Annotated in this window: 13 protein-coding genes; 8 read left to right on the forward strand and 5 right to left on the reverse strand. The window is 68.4% G+C overall.

Annotated elements, in window-relative coordinates; translation table 11 throughout:
- Positions 1-5: 5 nt before the first annotated feature.
- The 3 genes from AC1RAA_RS19280 to AC1RAA_RS19290 all read left to right on the forward strand — a co-directional run bounded on the left by AC1RAA_RS19280 (position 6) and on the right by AC1RAA_RS19290 (position 2,778).
- Positions 6-899 carry a pirin family protein gene (locus AC1RAA_RS19280; RefSeq protein WP_062480448.1) on the forward strand — a complete coding sequence of 298 codons (894 nt, stop codon included), beginning with the start codon at positions 6-8 and terminating at the stop codon, positions 897-899.
- Positions 900-976: 77 nt separating this feature from the next.
- Positions 977-2,050 (forward strand): flavodoxin family protein, encoded by a 1,074-nt coding sequence (locus AC1RAA_RS19285; RefSeq protein WP_492698577.1) that lies wholly within the window; start codon positions 977-979, stop codon positions 2,048-2,050.
- Between the two features lie 149 nt (positions 2,051-2,199).
- Positions 2,200-2,778 (forward strand): Spy/CpxP family protein refolding chaperone, encoded by a 579-nt coding sequence (locus tag AC1RAA_RS19290; protein WP_095743018.1) that lies wholly within the window; start codon positions 2,200-2,202, stop codon positions 2,776-2,778.
- 102 nt (positions 2,779-2,880) lie between these two features.
- Here AC1RAA_RS19290 and AC1RAA_RS19295 read toward each other — a convergent pair whose 3' ends face one another.
- Positions 2,881-3,255: a serine/threonine protein kinase gene (locus AC1RAA_RS19295; protein WP_235944255.1), complete on the reverse strand. Its 375-nt coding sequence runs from the start codon at positions 3,253-3,255 to the stop codon at positions 2,881-2,883.
- Between the two features lie 209 nt (positions 3,256-3,464).
- On the opposite strand from AC1RAA_RS19295, the gene AC1RAA_RS19300 reads away from it, so the two are divergent.
- From AC1RAA_RS19300 to AC1RAA_RS19315, 4 genes are all read left to right on the forward strand, one after another.
- Positions 3,465-4,262: an endonuclease/exonuclease/phosphatase family protein gene (locus AC1RAA_RS19300; RefSeq protein WP_062480435.1), complete on the forward strand. Its 798-nt coding sequence runs from the start codon at positions 3,465-3,467 to the stop codon at positions 4,260-4,262.
- Positions 4,263-4,276: 14 nt separating this feature from the next.
- Positions 4,277-5,554, forward strand: coding sequence for a cardiolipin synthase ClsB (clsB, locus tag AC1RAA_RS19305; RefSeq protein ID WP_492730065.1), 1,278 nt, complete (start codon positions 4,277-4,279; stop codon positions 5,552-5,554).
- Entirely contained in the window at positions 5,551-6,528 is a 978-nt protein-coding gene (locus AC1RAA_RS19310; protein ID WP_159279084.1) for a lysylphosphatidylglycerol synthase domain-containing protein, read from the forward strand. The genes clsB and AC1RAA_RS19310 overlap by 4 nt, the downstream gene beginning before the upstream one ends.
- 117 nt (positions 6,529-6,645) lie before the next feature.
- On the forward strand, positions 6,646-7,146 hold the full coding sequence (locus AC1RAA_RS19315; protein WP_492730067.1) for a polyhydroxyalkanoate granule-associated phasin: 501 nt from the start codon (positions 6,646-6,648) through the stop codon (positions 7,144-7,146).
- Positions 7,147-7,158: 12 nt separating this feature from the next.
- Here AC1RAA_RS19315 and AC1RAA_RS19320 read toward each other — a convergent pair whose 3' ends face one another.
- The 3 genes from AC1RAA_RS19320 to AC1RAA_RS19330 form a co-directional block, all read right to left on the reverse strand.
- On the reverse strand, positions 7,159-8,355 hold the full coding sequence (locus tag AC1RAA_RS19320; protein WP_492730069.1) for a metallophosphoesterase: 1,197 nt from the start codon (positions 8,353-8,355) through the stop codon (positions 7,159-7,161).
- A gap of 184 nt (positions 8,356-8,539) precedes the next feature.
- Positions 8,540-9,052 (reverse strand): hypothetical protein, encoded by a 513-nt coding sequence (locus AC1RAA_RS19325; protein WP_492730071.1) that lies wholly within the window; start codon positions 9,050-9,052, stop codon positions 8,540-8,542.
- Between the two features lie 112 nt (positions 9,053-9,164).
- Positions 9,165-9,689 carry a hypothetical protein gene (locus AC1RAA_RS19330; protein ID WP_070063968.1) on the reverse strand — a complete coding sequence of 175 codons (525 nt, stop codon included), beginning with the start codon at positions 9,687-9,689 and terminating at the stop codon, positions 9,165-9,167.
- A 408-nt stretch (positions 9,690-10,097) separates the two neighbouring features.
- Between AC1RAA_RS19330 and AC1RAA_RS19335 the strand changes: the two genes are divergently transcribed.
- The gene (locus AC1RAA_RS19335) at positions 10,098-11,261 is read left to right on the forward strand and encodes an ABC transporter substrate-binding protein (protein ID WP_487847711.1); all 1,164 of its coding nucleotides are present in this window, start codon (positions 10,098-10,100) and stop codon (positions 11,259-11,261) included.
- A gap of 78 nt (positions 11,262-11,339) precedes the next feature.
- On the opposite strand, the gene gyrB is transcribed toward AC1RAA_RS19335, so the two are convergent.
- Positions 11,340-13,961: a DNA topoisomerase (ATP-hydrolyzing) subunit B gene (gyrB, locus tag AC1RAA_RS19340; RefSeq protein ID WP_159279089.1), complete on the reverse strand. Its 2,622-nt coding sequence runs from the start codon at positions 13,959-13,961 to the stop codon at positions 11,340-11,342.
- Positions 13,962-14,087: the final 126 nt, after the last annotated feature.

Here is a 14,087-nt window from a genome sequence, read left to right on the forward strand (position 1 = left end):
ACGGCATGACGAACGTCCACGCCCACCACCACCCCACCGATCCCGTCGCCACCCCGCGCGGCATCGACCACATCGTGGCCGGTGTTTCCACCAGTGACGGCGACGGCGTCAAACTCACCCGTGTGCTGCAGCAGCCGCTGCAGAAGCGGCTCGACCCCTACCTGATGCTCGATGCCTTCGGCAGCGACAACCCGGGCGACTACATCGGCGGCTTTCCGAACCACCCGCACCGGGGCTTCGAGACGGTCACCTACATGATCGCCGGGCGCATGCGCCACCGCGACAGCGCGGGCCACGAAGGCCTGCTCGAGAACGGCGGCGTGCAGTGGATGACGGCCGGCCGCGGCCTCGTGCACAGCGAGCTGCCCGAGCAGGAAGAAGGGCTGATGGAAGGCTTTCAACTCTGGCTCAACCTGCCCGCCAAGGACAAGATGCGCGAGCCCTGGTACCGCGACATCCGCAGCAGCGAGATCCCCGAGTTCACGACCGCCAGCGGCGCGCACGTGCGCGTGATCGCCGGCACCAGCCACGGCGTCGTGGGCGCGGAGCAGCGCGCGCACACCCACCCGCTGTACCTGGACATCACGCTGCCGCCCGGCGCCGAGTTCGCGCAGCCGCTGCCGCCCGACCACAACGCGCTGGTCTACGTGTTCCGCGAATCGCTGTGGATCGCGGGCAGCGAGGTGCCGACGCGGCGCATGGCCATCCTCGCGAACGACCCCGGCAGCGACGGCACGGTGCTGCGCGCCGGCGCCAGCAACCACAGCCCGGCGCGCGCGCTGCTCATCGCGGGCCGTCCGCTGAACGAGCCGATTGCGCAGTACGGGCCTTTCGTGATGAACACGCCCGAGCAGATCAAGCAGGCGGTGCACGACTTCCAGAACGGGAAACTCGGCTGAGCCTGTAGTCGCTCGCCTACCGAAAGACGGCGCGACGTTCGGTTCGCGCCGGCCGGTGCGCGGCCTAGATTGCGGTCATGCCTCCCACGATACGCAAGGGACAGGCGCCGCCGATGCTGCAGCGCGCCGAGTTCCACGACCGCTTCATGCAGAGCTTCCACGACCCGGCGTTCCGGGCCGAGACCGAGGCGCTGCGGCGCCTGGAAGACATCGCCTGGAAAGCCTACGACGAAGGCCGCAAGGCGCCCGTCACGCGCCGCGCCGGGCCGGGCTATGCCGACCCCGACTACGAACTCTCGGTCGACTGGCTCGACGCCCGCGCGCGCATCGACGCGGCGCAGGACGCCTGGGGCCGGCCCGAGACGCGCTCGCGCGTGCTGCTCGTCAACGGCTCGCCGCGCAACGACGGCACCTGTCCCGGTGAAATCTCCAAGACCTGGCGCCTCACGCAGTGCGCGCGCGAGGTGCTCGAAGGCGGCGGCATCGAGGTCGACGTGCTCGACCTGAGCCGGCTCACGTCGGACTACGGCCGCCACATCCACCCGTGCAAGGGCTGCGTCTCCACCGCGATGCCGCTGTGCCACTGGCCCTGCAGCTGCTACCCCAACCACGCGCTGCGCCAGACCGGCGACTGGATGAACGAGATCTACGAACGCTGGGTGGCCGCCCACGGCGTGATCGTGCTCACGCCCACGCACTGGTACCAGGCCGCGAGCCCGCTGAAGCTCATGATCGACCGCCTCGTGTGCGCGGATGGCGGCAACCCCGACCCCACCAGCACGCACGGCAAGAAGCCCGACGAGGCCAAGGCCCTGGAGCTCGAAGGCTGGGGCTACCCCAAGCACCTGGAAGGCCGCGTCTACGGCGTGGTGGTGCACGGCGACGTGGCCGGCCCCGAGGGCCTGCGCCGCAACCTCACGGACTGGCTCGACTGGATGGGCCTGGTCGACGCCGGCGCGCAGGCGCGGCTCGATCGCTACATCGGCTACTACGCGCCCTATGCCACCAGCCACGAGGCGCTGGACGCCGATGCCGACGTGCAGGAAGAGGTGCGCAATGTCGCGCGCGCTGTGGTGCTTGCGGTGGCGGCGCTGCGCGCCGGCAAGCTGCAGGCGCCCGACCGCGGGTTGAAGGCGCCCAGGCCCAAATAAGTCACGCTGCAGGCCGCGGGCCCGCGCTGCGGTTCATGCTTCTTTACGCACGCTCACGTTCGGCTCACGGACGCGTTACAGAGGCGCTCCACACTTCGTCTCACCCGCTGCCCTTTGGTGGCGGACTTCTTCGAAAGGAAGCGACTCTCATGATCTCTCTTCGCCAACGCATCGTCTGGGCCAGCCTGCTGGGTTCGGCCGCCCTCGCCTCTTCGGGTGCCTTCGCTCAGGCGCCGGCCGCCACCGCGCCGTCGACCGCCGCACCCACGGCTGCCACGGCCCCCGCCGATGCCACCGCCGCACCCAAGGCGCAGCACAAGCGCATGGACCCGGCCCAGCGCATGGAGCGCATGAAGGAGCACCGTGCCAAGCGCCTGGCCGCGCTGAAGGACAAGCTCAAGCTCACCAGTGCCCAGGAAGGCGCGTGGAGCAGCTTCACCGAGGCCAGCCAGCCGCCGGCCGGTGCTGCCCGCCCGCAGCGCATGGACCGCGCCGAGTTCGCCAAGCTGACCACGCCGCAGCGCCTGGAGCACATGCAGGCCCGCCAGGCCGAGCGCAGCGCCCGGTTCGCCAAGCGCGCCGAAGCGACCAAGACCTTCTACGCCGCGCTGACGCCCGAGCAGCAGAAGACCTTCGACGCCGAGACCGCGAAGTTCGCGGGCCACGGCCATCGCTTCCATCGCGGTGGGCATGAAGGCCACCACGGTGCGGCGCCTGCCAAGAGCTGAGGCTGACCAGGCGGCCGGCTGAAGGGAGCCGGCCTCCAGGAAAGGGCAGAAAAAAGCCCGCGATGCGTGAAGCATCGCGGGCTTTTTCGTGGGCGCGCGGTGTTACTGCGGCGTGCCCGTCTTCTCGGTCGGGTTGGTCGGCACCGCCGGGCGTTCACCCGGCTGGCCGAAGCGCGGCTTCACGTGCTGCGTCTCGGCGCGCACCTCCGCGCGCGAGCGCTCGCCGGTGGGCGACGGCATCGCGTTGGGCTGGTGGTTCACGGTGGTGCTGGCCTCGCCCTTGGGTACCACGCTGTTGGCGTTGTTGCGGTTCTGCGCGCGGGCCTCGGCCTTCACGGCTTCGCGCGAGACGGGCATCGAGCTGTCGCCCGCCATCGGTTCGACGGGCGCCGGTTTCTGGGCCTGGGCGAGGCCCGCGCCCAGCAGGGCGGCGAGCAGCGCGGTGGGGATCGTCAGGCGTTGCAGGGTGGTCATCATGGAAAGCTCCTTTGCAGATGAAAAAAGGCACAAAGCCGAGCGCGTTGGCATCGGCTTTGAAACCACCGTAGGAGCCTCGTTTCGGGCGCTGTGTGGGGGTGCGGCAGGCCTGCCTGTAGGAGCCCGCCGCCCTTGCGTGAAAGGCACGCGAAGAAGGTGGCGCGTTCCTACAGTCGGCGCGGGCGCGGCCACGTACAACGGGAACACCGATGTCCTCCCCCATCACTTCCCCGCTGCCCGAGGCCGCTGTCGCCGCCGCACCGGCCTCGCTCAAGGTCATGACCGTGAACACCCACAAGGGCTTCACGGCGCTGAACCGCCGCTTCATCCTTCCGGAGCTGCGTGACGCGGTGCGCACGGTGGGCGCCGACGTGGTGTTCCTGCAGGAGGTGATGGGCACGCACGCGCGCCATTCGCGCACCGTGAACAACTGGCCGGAGGCACCGCACTACGAATTCCTGGCCGACACCATGTGGCCGCAGTTCGCCTACGGGCGCAACGCGGTGTATCCGAAGGGGCACCACGGCAACGCCGTGTTGTCGAAGTTTCCGATCGTGCATTTCCGCAACCATGACGTGTCGGTGAGCGGTCCCGAGAAACGCGGCCTGCTGCATTGCGTGCTGCGCCTGCCCGGGCGCACGGTCGACGTGCATGCGATCTGCGCGCACCTGGGGCTGGCCGAGGCGCACCGCCAGCAGCAGCTGGAGCTGCTGTGCCACATCGTGCGCGACGAGGTGCCGGCCGACGCGCCGCTGATCGTGGCCGGCGACTTCAACGACTGGCGCGCCCGCGCACACGACGTGCTGGCCGAAGGCGCGTCGCTGCGCGAGGTGTTCGTGCATGCCCACGGCCGCGCCGCACGCACCTTCCCGGCGCGCCTGCCGCTGCTGCCGCTGGACCGCATCTACGTGCGCAATGCGGGCGCGCACGCGCCCGTGGTGCTGCCGCGCCGGCCCTGGTCGCACCTGTCGGACCATGCCCCGCTGGTGGCGGACATCGACTTGTGAGCAGCGAGGCCCCCATGCGCGACACCCCCGAGCGCGCCGGCCACTGGACCGGCGGCAACCGCATCGACCTGCTGGAGAACGGCGAGGAATTCTTTCCGCGCGTGTTCGAGGCCATCGGCTCGGCGCGGCGCGAAGTGATCATCGAGACCTTCATCCTGTTCGAGGACAAGGTGGGCCTGGCGCTGCACGCGGCCATGCGCGCGGCGGCGCAGCGCGGCGTGAAGGTCGACCTGATGATCGACGGCTTCGGCTCGCCCGACCTCTCGCACGCGTACCTCGAGAGCCTGGCCACGGCCGGCGTCAAGGTGCGCGTGTTCGACCCCGGCCAGCGCTTCCTGGGCCAGCGGCTCAACGTGTTCCGCCGCATGCACCGCAAGATCGTGGTGGTCGACGGCGAGCGCGCCTTCGTGGGCGGCATCAACTACTCCGAGGACCACCTGCTCGACTTCGGCCCCAAGGCCAAGCAGGACTACGCGGTCGAATTGGCGGGGCCGATCGTGGCCGAGATCCACCAGTTCGTGCTGCGCGCGATTGCCGTCGGCGGCAAGGGCGTGGGCTGGTTCCGGAGAAGGCTGAAACAGGCACCGCCCGTGTCGCAGCTGCAGGCCGCGGCGGGCGAGGCCGACGCGATCTTCGTCACGCGCGACAACCGCCGCCACACCAACGACATCGAGCGCCACTACCGCGCCGCGATCCGCGCCGCGCGCGAGCGCATCGTGATCGCCAACGCGTACTTCTTTCCGGGCTACCGGCTCATCAAGGAGCTGCGGCGCGCGGCGCGGCGCGGCGTCGACGTGCGCCTCATCCTGCAGGGCGAGCCCGACATGCCGATCGTGAAGACGGCCGCCGGCATGCTGTACCACCACCTGCTGCACGCGGGCGTGCGCATCTACGAGTACTGCGACCGCCCGCTGCACGGCAAGGTCGCGCTCATGGACGACCGCTGGAGCACCGTGGGCTCGAGCAACCTCGACCCACTGAGCCTGTCGCTCAACCTCGAGGCCAACGTGGTCGTGCGCGACACCGCGTTCAACAAGGTGCTGTGGGAGCGCATGGACCATCTCATGCAGCACAGCTGCAAGCAGATCGGCACGCACGATCTGGCCAGCGAATGGAGCGGCTGGCGGCTGGTGCGCAGCTTCTTCGTCTTCCACTTCTTGCGCTGGTACCCGTCGTGGCTGAACCGGCTGCCGCGCCACGCACCGCGCCTGACGCCGGCCGAGGCGACCGACCTCATGGCGCAGCAGAAGAAACACGGCGACGAGGGCGCGGCGCGCACGGAGACGGCATGAGCGCATCCCTCGCCCTCACGCACCGGCCCTGGTGGCCGTGGGCGCGGCGCGTGGCGATCTGGGCCTTCTTCGGCGCCATCGCCTGGCTGCTGCTGAAGCAGGCGCGCACCATCGACTGGGCCGAGGTGTTCGCCGCACTGCGCGCATTGCCGGGCACCACGCTGCTCGCGGCCGGCGCGCTGGCCGCCGCCAGCTTCGGGCTCTACAGCACCTACGACCTGCTCGGGCGCCACCTCACGAAGCACCGGCTCGGCGCGGGCACCGTGGTCGGCGTGACCTTCATCAGCTACGCCTTCAACCTCAACTTCGGCTCGCTGGTGGGCGGCGTGGCCTTCCGCTACCGGCTGTACTCGCGCCTGGGGCTGGGCAACGAGACCATCACGCGCGTGCTGGGCTTCAGCATGCTGACCAACTGGCTCGGCTACCTCGTGGTGGCCGGCGCGGCGTTCTGCTTCTGGCCGATGGCGCTGCCGCCCGACTGGAAGATCGACGGCGGCGGCCTGCGCATGCTCGGCGCGGTGCTGCTCATGGTGTCGCTGGCCTACTTGGCGCTGTGCGCGTTCTCCGATGGCCACGTCTGGCGCGTGCGCGGCCATGCGCTGCGCACGCCGAGCTTGCCGATGGCCTTGCTGCAGCTGGCGATGTCGTGCGTCAACTGGTCGCTCATCGGCGGCGTGATCTGGGTTCTGCTGCAGGGCGAGGTCGGGTATCCGCAGGTGCTCGCGGTGCTGCTGGTCGCCGCCGTGGCGGGCGTGGTCACGCACGTGCCGGCGGGGCTCGGCGTGCTGGAGGCGGTGTTCGTCGCGCTGCTGGCGCACGAGGTGCCCAGCACCCGGCTGCTGGGCGCGCTGCTGGCCTACCGCGCGCTGTACTACCTGCTGCCGCTGGCCGTGGCGCTCGTCGCCTACCTCGTCACCGAGGCGCGTGCACGGCGTTTGCGCGCGGATGCCGGCAACAACCACAACAAACGTTAAATATTGCCCGCAGAAAGCAATCGATCGGTGAAATGACGGTCAGGAAATGTTGCACTGCAACAATTTTCACTTTGCAGGCCTATAGTGGCCCTCTGTTCCCCTACGTGCCCTCTTCCCATGTCGTCCTTCAGTACCACCGCCCGCGTGGCCAGCCCGCTGATGCAATGGGTCGACCTGGCCCTCAAGACCCACGAGACCCTGCTGTCGTCCGGCACGGTGATCCGCATGCGCTCCGAGCGCATCGCGAAAGCCGGGCTCACGCCCAGCGCTGCCGACCTCGCGGAGTTCCAGTTGATGGGCCACGAAAAGCTAGCGGCAGCCAGCGAATCCGGCCTGGCGATGGCCCGGCAGTGGCACAGCAGCCAGGCCTCGCTGGCCCAGCGCGCATGGCAGCAATGGCTGCAGGGCGCCACGGCGCTCTTCTCGCTGGCCGGCAGCTTCACGCCGGCGCAGGCGGCCACGCACGGCGATGCGCTCGTGCAAGCCACGGCGCGCGGCGCCAGCACGATGGGTCAGTTCACGGGCGTGGCGGCGCGCATTGCGCGCGAAGGCCTCAAGCCGATCCACACAGCGGCCACGTCGAACGCACGGCGGTTGCTGGCCGAACTGCAGGCCTGACGCCGCTGCGTTTCAGGGTTGCGCCGGGACCAGCGTCACCAGCGTGATTTCCGACGGCGCGCCGAAACGCTTCGGCGGCCCCCAGTAGCCGGTGCCCCGGCTCACGTAGATCCACATGTCGTGCAGCTTGTGCAGGCCGGCCGTGAACGGCTGCTGCATCGGCACGAACAGATTCCACGGAAAGAACTGGCCGCCGTGCGTATGGCCCGACAGCTGCAGCTGGTAGCCGGCCGCGGCCGCCACCGGCGCGCTGCGCGGCTGGTGCGCCAGCAGCACGCGCGTGTGCACCAGCGGCGGCGCGTCGTACAGCGCCAGGTGCGGGTCGCTCGCGTGCGCGGCGTCGAAATGGCCGGCGGTGAAGTCGGTCACGCCGGCCAGCACCAGCGCGCTCTCGAACAGCTCTTCGTCGGTCTGCGCGCCGCGCACGTTGCGCGTCTGCAGCACCACGTGCTCGTTCAGCAGCACCTTCAGGCCGAGGCGGCGCAGCTCGTCGATCCAGGCGTGCGCGCCCGCGTAGTACTCGTGGTTGCCCGTGACCACGAAAGTGCCGTGGCGCGCGCGCAGACCCGCCAGCGGCGCGATGTGCTCGCGCAGCTCGGGCACGCTGCCGTCCACCAGGTCGCCGGTGATCGCGATGGCGTCGGCGCCGAGCCGGTTCACCGCGTCGACGATGCGCTGGATGTAGCCGTTGCGGATCGTCGGGCCCACGTGGATGTCGCTGAGCTGGGCGATCGTGAAGCCGGCCAGCGCCGCGGGCAGGCCGCGAATGGGCACGTCGACCTGCTTCACGCCGGCCGTGCGGCGCGCGTTGACGAAGCCGACCAGCGACACGCCCGTGGCCAGCACCAGCACCGCCAGCGCGCTCCAGGGCGTCACCCGGTCCCAGGGCACCTGCAGGCCGCCGAGCGCGCTCGCCAGCCAGGCCAGCAACAGGCCGAGGTCGCGCACCAGCGTGAGCACGAACAGCGAGGAGAACCAGCCCATGCTGATCAGGCCGATCCAGTGCAGCGTCTCGCCCGCGGGCTTCGCCTTGCGGTCGGCGCGGTGGCTGCGCGACACGAAGGGCAGCGGCATCGTGACCGCCGACACCGCCAGCAGCACGAGCGCCAACGGCCACGCAGGCGTGAGCGACGCCAGCGCAGGCAGCAGGCGCAGCGCGATGTAGACGTGCAGCAGCGCGGTCAGGACGCTCAGGGGACGGATCGGCATGAGGACTGGGGGGACGCGGGCATTGCCCGGGACACGTCATCTGCAAGGCGCATGCCGCGCATTCAAGGCGTCGAAAGCTGCCTGGGTCGCTATTTTTTCTATAGCGCAGGGCAACCGGATAGCGGGCGTTGGGGCGACTCGGGCGCGACGCTTCGGTGTCCGCTGCGGCGAGGTGCCGCCGCGCTTACCGCACCGTGCGCGTGCCGGCCGACGCCATGTCGGTGCCCGCCGGCCATTCGAAGAGCGCCTTGGCCGGCGCACCGGGCGACACCAGCAGCGTCTGCTTGAGCGTCTGGCCGCCGATGCGAGCCTCCACTTCATAGCGGCCCGGCTCAAGCCGCGCCACCATGAACGGGCCGCCCGAGACCACGTTGTCGAGCAGCGCGGTGCCGTGGCTGTCGCGCACCGTCACGTGCACGCCGGCCGCGAAATCGGCGCGGCGGCCGTCATTGATCGCGAATTCGAAGCTCGCGGGCCAGCGCGGCGACACGGTTTCCATCAGCTGCGCCTCGTCCTGGCCGATGCCGCCGCTCATGTATTCGACGCCGTGCGCCATGTGGATCGGCGGGTTCATCGCGGCCTGGGCCGGCTGCGCCGAGAGCGCGCCGCCGAGCAGCACCAGCAAGGCGGCGCCAGCCGCCGCGGCCACGGGCCGGGCGTGCGAGAACAGAAACAGGGGGTTGGTGGTGAGAGACATCGGAGCCTTCCTTTCCGGGCGGTGGTGGCGACACGCCACGCAGGAAGGCACTGTGCCGGGCACGACTTAAGGAAGGCTTAACTGCGCGCGGGCCGTCGCGGCCCGCGTCGGGTCAGCGCGCGGCGGTTTGTGCCAGCGCCTGGGGCAGCGGTGGCGCGACCGAGGCCATGTCGAAGTTCGACGGCCAGACGAACGAGGCCCGCGCCGGAATGCCGGCAATCACGACCAGTTGCTGCGTGAGCGTGAGCCCGCCCAGCGTCACGTCGACGTCGTAGGCGCCCGGTTCGAGCCGCGCGAGCATGTAGGGCGCCTGCGTCTGCACTTCCATCACCGTCTGGCCCGTGTACTTCTGGCGGATCTGGATTGCTGCCTTGGCCGGGAAACCCGCCTGCTGTGCGCCCTTGCCGTCGTTCACGCGCAAGTCGATGGTCGCGGCCCAGCGCGGCGCGACCATTTCCAGGAAGGCGGCCTCGCCCTTGGCGGCACCGCCGCACATGTATTCGATGCCCTGCGCGACCTGGATCGGCGGGTTCGAGAACGCATGGGCCGGCGACACGGCCACGAGGAAGGCCGCGGCGACCGATGCGGCGCCCAGAACCAGTGCAGCCACGGGCTGTTGGAAACGCTTGGGGTTCATTGCTCTGTGTGTCCTCGATCTTGCGTGACAGGAAATCCGTCAGGAATTTTGCTTAGCAAGAGTCGGGCTAGATATAGCGTTTACGAGGAAGCTTCTGCGTTGCGCAGGTGAATGCTATTGTTTTCATAGCTGGTGACGCCCGTGTGACGGGTGCCGGTCGCACTTTTCGGGTGTCTTTCATCGGAAACCCTGAGACGGGGCTCGCGGGCGCGCCCCGAGCGAGCGCTTTACGGTCTGTCGCCGGCCCCACGGCCTGTGCTGAATTGGCAACAAAAGACGGAATTGGTGCGCAATTGACTGGGCATTCCCTAGCTATTGGCGGGCGCACAAAGAAATTAGGCTCGGCGCTTCCTTTCAAAGCGTGCAAACCAAATGCTTCATCCAAATCGCCGATTCGTTTTTTTGCTGATGGCTTTGGGACTGGCCGCCCAGGCAAGCGCAGAGCAGCCGGTGCCGATCCGCATCGGCGTCATCGGCCCTTTCACCGGGCCGTCGGCCGATTTCGGCCTGCCCATGCTCAACGGCGTGAAGATGGCCGTCGACGAAATCAATGCCGTGGGCGGGTATCTGGGCCGCTCGCTCGAACTGGTGATCAAGGACGACCAGGCCAATCCGGACACCGGCCGCTCGCAATCCCAGGCCCTCGTCAATGAAAAAGTGGTCGCGACCATCGGCTTCTGCAATACCGGCGTGGCGATGAATTCATTGGCCGTTTTCAATGACGCGAAATTGCCGTTGATCGTGCCCTGCGCCACCGGCTCGCCGCTGACCTCGACCTATCCGCCGGCCACGAGCTACGTATTTCGCACCTCGCCCAAAGACAGTATCCAGGCCCCCTTCGTGGTCGACGACCTGCTGGCGCGCGGCTGGAAACGGGTCGCCGTGTTGCACGACAGCACCGGCTACGGCGAGGCGGGCGCCAAGGATGTCGAGAAGGCGCTGGCGGCCAAGCACCTCAAGCCCGTGTACGTGGGGAGATTTCCGCTTGGGGTGAAAGACCTGACGAAGGAGCTGTCGGAGGCCAAGGCGGCCGGCGCGGACGTCATCTTCAGCTACACCGTGGGCCCCGAGAACGCCGTGATCGCGCGCAGCCGGCAGGCCATCGGCTGGAAGGTGCCGCAGGTCGGCGCCTGGACGCTGTCCTTCCCTTCTTTCATCGAGGGCGCCCGGGAAGCGTCCGAAGGCGCGCTGATGGCGCAGAGCTTCATCGCCGAGCCGAGCAACGAGCGCCGCTCGTCGTTTCTCTCCAACTACGCGCGGAAATTCAACACCAAGCGCATCCCGGTGCCGATGGCCGCCGCGCAGGCCTACGACGCTACCTACCTGCTGGCCCACGCGATGTTCAACGTGCCCAGCGGCAAGCTCGAAGGCCCGTTCATCAAGGCCGCGCTCGAGCAGCCCAAGCGGCCCTACTACGGCGTGGTCACGACCTACGACAAGTCGTTCTCGGAAAACGACAAGGATGCGCTGTCGCCCAACATGCTGGTGATGGGCGTGGTGCGCAACGGGCAGATCAGCTTCGCGTACCCGGAGGACGCGAAGCGCAACCTGTTCGTGCAGCGCAAGCAGTAGGAGGAGTCAAAAAAAAGGGCGCTTGCAGGCGCCCTTTGGTGAACAGCGCGACACCGCCGGTGCCGCGCCATCGATCGATCAGACGTCGATGTTCGCCGCGCGCAGCGCGTTCTGCTCGATGAACTCGCGGCGCGGTTCCACCTCGTCGCCCATCAGCATCGTGAACACGCGGTCGGCTTCGATCGCGTCGTCGATCTGCACGCGCAGCAAGCGGCGCACGGTCGGGTCCATGGTGGTTTCCCACAGCTGCTCGGGGTTCATCTCGCCCAGACCCTTGTAGCGCTGGCGCGAGGTGGCGCGCTCGGCTTCGCCGATCAGCCACTTCATGGCCTGGCGGAAGTCGTCGACCTTCTCTTCCTTGGCGCGTTCGCCCTCGCCGCGCTTGACCAGCGCGCCTTCGGCGCTCAGCAGGCCGCGGAAGGTGTTGGCGGCCTGGGCCAGCGCGTCGTAGTCGGCGCCGTGCACGAAGTCCTGCGAGATCACGCTGGACTTGATGTTGCCGTGGTGGCGGCGGCTGATGCGCAGCAGCGGCTTGTCGGTGCGGGCGTCGAACTCGCTGCTCACCTCGGCCGGCACGCCGGTCGTGTTGAGCTCGCGCAGCTTGGCCTGCAGGGCCACGGCCGAGGCCTCGGCGGCGGCCGGCGTGTCGAGGTCGAGCGCCACGCCGTCGGCGATGGCGCGCAGGGCTTCGGCGTCCATGAAGTTGCGCAGGCGCGCAATCACGGCCTCGGCCACCTGGTGCTTGCGCGCCAGCTCGGCCAGGGTGTCGCCCGACAGCGTGGTCGAGGCGGCGCCGCCGGTCTCGATGCTCGCGTCCTTCAGGGCCACCTTGAGCAGGAAGGCGTCCAGCGCGGGGCCGTCCTTCAGGTACTGCTCTTCCTTGCCGACCTTCACCTTGTACAGCGGCGGCTGCGCGATGTAGATGTGGCCGCGCTCGACCAGCTCGGGCATCTGCCGGTAGAAGAAGGTGAGCAGCAGCGTGCGGATGTGGGCGCCGTCCACGTCGGCGTCGGTCATGATGATGATGCGGTGGTAGCGCAGCTTGGCGACGTTGAAGTCGTCCGCGCCGCCGCCCGCGGTGGTCGCGCCGGCGCGGCCGATGCCGGTGCCCAGCGCGGTGATCATCGTGAGAATTTCGTTGCTGGTGAGCAGCTTTTCGTAGCGCGCTTTCTCGACGTTCAGGATCTTGCCGCGCAGCGGCAGGATGGCCTGGAACTTCCGGTCGCGGCCCTGCTTGGCGGAGCCGCCGGCGGAGTCACCCTCCACCAGGTAGACCTCGCACAGGGCGGGGTCCTTTTCCTGGCAGTCGGCCAGCTTGCCCGGCAGGCCCATGCCGTCGAGCACGCCCTTGCGGCGCGTCATTTCGCGGGCCTTGCGCGCGGCTTCGCGGGCACGGGCTGCTTCGACGATCTTGCCGCAGATGATCTTGGCGTCGTTCGGGCGTTCCTGCAGGTAGTCGGTGAGCAGGCGCCCGACGATGTCTTCCACCGGTGCGCGCACTTCGCTGGACACCAGCTTGTCCTTGGTCTGGCTGGAGAACTTCGGCTCGGGCACCTTCACGCTCAGCACGCAGCACAGGCCTTCGCGCATGTCGTCGCCGGTGACCTCGACCTTCGCCTTTTTCGCGAACTCGTTTTCTTCGATGTACTTGTTGATGACGCGGGTCATCGCGGCGCGCAGGCCCGTGAGGTGGGTGCCGCCGTCACGCTGCGGGATGTTGTTGGTGAAACAGAGGACCTGCTCGTTGTAGCCGCTGTTCCACTGCATCGCCACTTCGACGCCGATGTGCGTGCCGGGGATGCCGCCGTAGGTGTCGGCCGGCTTTTCGCCTGCTGCGTAGAACGAGTTCGGGTGCAGGACGGTCTTGCCCTTGTTGATGAACTCCACGAAGCCGCGCACGCCGCCGGCGCCGGAGAAGTCGTCTTCCTTGCCGGTGCGCTCGTCGAGCAGGCGGATGCGCACGCCGTTGTTCAGGAAGCTCAGCTCGCGCAGGCGCTTGCTCAGGATTTCGTAGTGGAAATCGTTGTTTTCCTTGAAGATTTCCGTGTCGGGCAGGAAGTGCACTTCGGTGCCGCGCTTGTCGGTGTCGCCGATGACCTTCATGGGCGAGACCTCGAAGCCGTTCACGGTCTCGAGCAGGCGGTTCTGCACGAAGCCGCGGCTGAATTCGAGCTCGTGGATCTTGCCTTCGCGGCGCACGATCAGGCGCAGCTTCACGCTCAGCGCGTTCACGCAGGAGACGCCCACGCCGTGCAGGCCGCCCGACACCTTGTAGCTGTTCTGGTTGAACTTGCCGCCGGCGTGCAGTTCGGTGAGCGCGATTTCAGCGGCCGAGCGTTTGGGCTCGTGCTTGTCGTCCATCTTCACGCCGGTGGGAATGCCACGGCCGTTGTCGGTGACGGAGATCGAGTTGTCGGAGTGGATCGTGACGACGATGTCGTCGCAATGGCCCGCGAGCGCTTCGTCGATGGAGTTGTCCACCACTTCGAACACGAGGTGGTGCAGGCCCGTGCCGTCGGAGGTGTCGCCGATGTACATGCCCGGGCGCTTGCGCACGGCTTCCAGACCTTCGAGGATCGTGATCGCACCTTCGCCGTAGCTGGAGTCGGCGGGGACGCCTTCGGGCGCCACGATCTGGATTTCGGGGGTATAGACCGGCTCGGTGTGCGGCACGTCGGGCTTGTTCTCTTCTGCACTCATTCGGATATTCCTCTGTCTCTCACGGGTTTCCCGTGATTTTTCGGGCTCTCAAAAGCTCAATTCGCCGCCTCTTGAAAGCGCAAACCCGCGGGGGGCCGCGGGTCGTGTGCGCAAGGCGCTGTGTTT

The organism is Variovorax sp. GW823-FHT04F07 (assembly GCF_058795995.1).

Bases quoted from the DNA above. Each gene is read 5' to 3' on its own strand.
- AC1RAA_RS19280 (WP_062480448.1), top strand. From the start codon at position 6: ATGACGAACGTCCACGCCCACCACCACCCCACCGATCCCGTCGCCACC.
- AC1RAA_RS19285 (WP_492698577.1), top strand. From the start codon at position 977: ATGCCTCCCACGATACGCAAGGGACAGGCGCCGCCGATGCTGCAGCGC.
- AC1RAA_RS19290 (WP_095743018.1), top strand. From the start codon at position 2,200: ATGATCTCTCTTCGCCAACGCATCGTCTGGGCCAGCCTGCTGGGTTCG.
- AC1RAA_RS19295 (WP_235944255.1), bottom strand. From the start codon at position 3,255: ATGATGACCACCCTGCAACGCCTGACGATCCCCACCGCGCTGCTCGCC.
- AC1RAA_RS19300 (WP_062480435.1), top strand. From the start codon at position 3,465: ATGTCCTCCCCCATCACTTCCCCGCTGCCCGAGGCCGCTGTCGCCGCC.
- clsB (WP_492730065.1), top strand. From the start codon at position 4,277: ATGCGCGACACCCCCGAGCGCGCCGGCCACTGGACCGGCGGCAACCGC.
- AC1RAA_RS19310 (WP_159279084.1), top strand. From the start codon at position 5,551: ATGAGCGCATCCCTCGCCCTCACGCACCGGCCCTGGTGGCCGTGGGCG.
- AC1RAA_RS19315 (WP_492730067.1), top strand. From the start codon at position 6,646: ATGTCGTCCTTCAGTACCACCGCCCGCGTGGCCAGCCCGCTGATGCAA.
- AC1RAA_RS19320 (WP_492730069.1), bottom strand. From the start codon at position 8,355: ATGCCGATCCGTCCCCTGAGCGTCCTGACCGCGCTGCTGCACGTCTAC.
- AC1RAA_RS19325 (WP_492730071.1), bottom strand. From the start codon at position 9,052: ATGTCTCTCACCACCAACCCCCTGTTTCTGTTCTCGCACGCCCGGCCC.
- AC1RAA_RS19330 (WP_070063968.1), bottom strand. From the start codon at position 9,689: ATGAACCCCAAGCGTTTCCAACAGCCCGTGGCTGCACTGGTTCTGGGC.
- AC1RAA_RS19335 (WP_487847711.1), top strand. From the start codon at position 10,098: ATGGCTTTGGGACTGGCCGCCCAGGCAAGCGCAGAGCAGCCGGTGCCG.
- gyrB (WP_159279089.1), bottom strand. From the start codon at position 13,961: ATGAGTGCAGAAGAGAACAAGCCCGACGTGCCGCACACCGAGCCGGTC.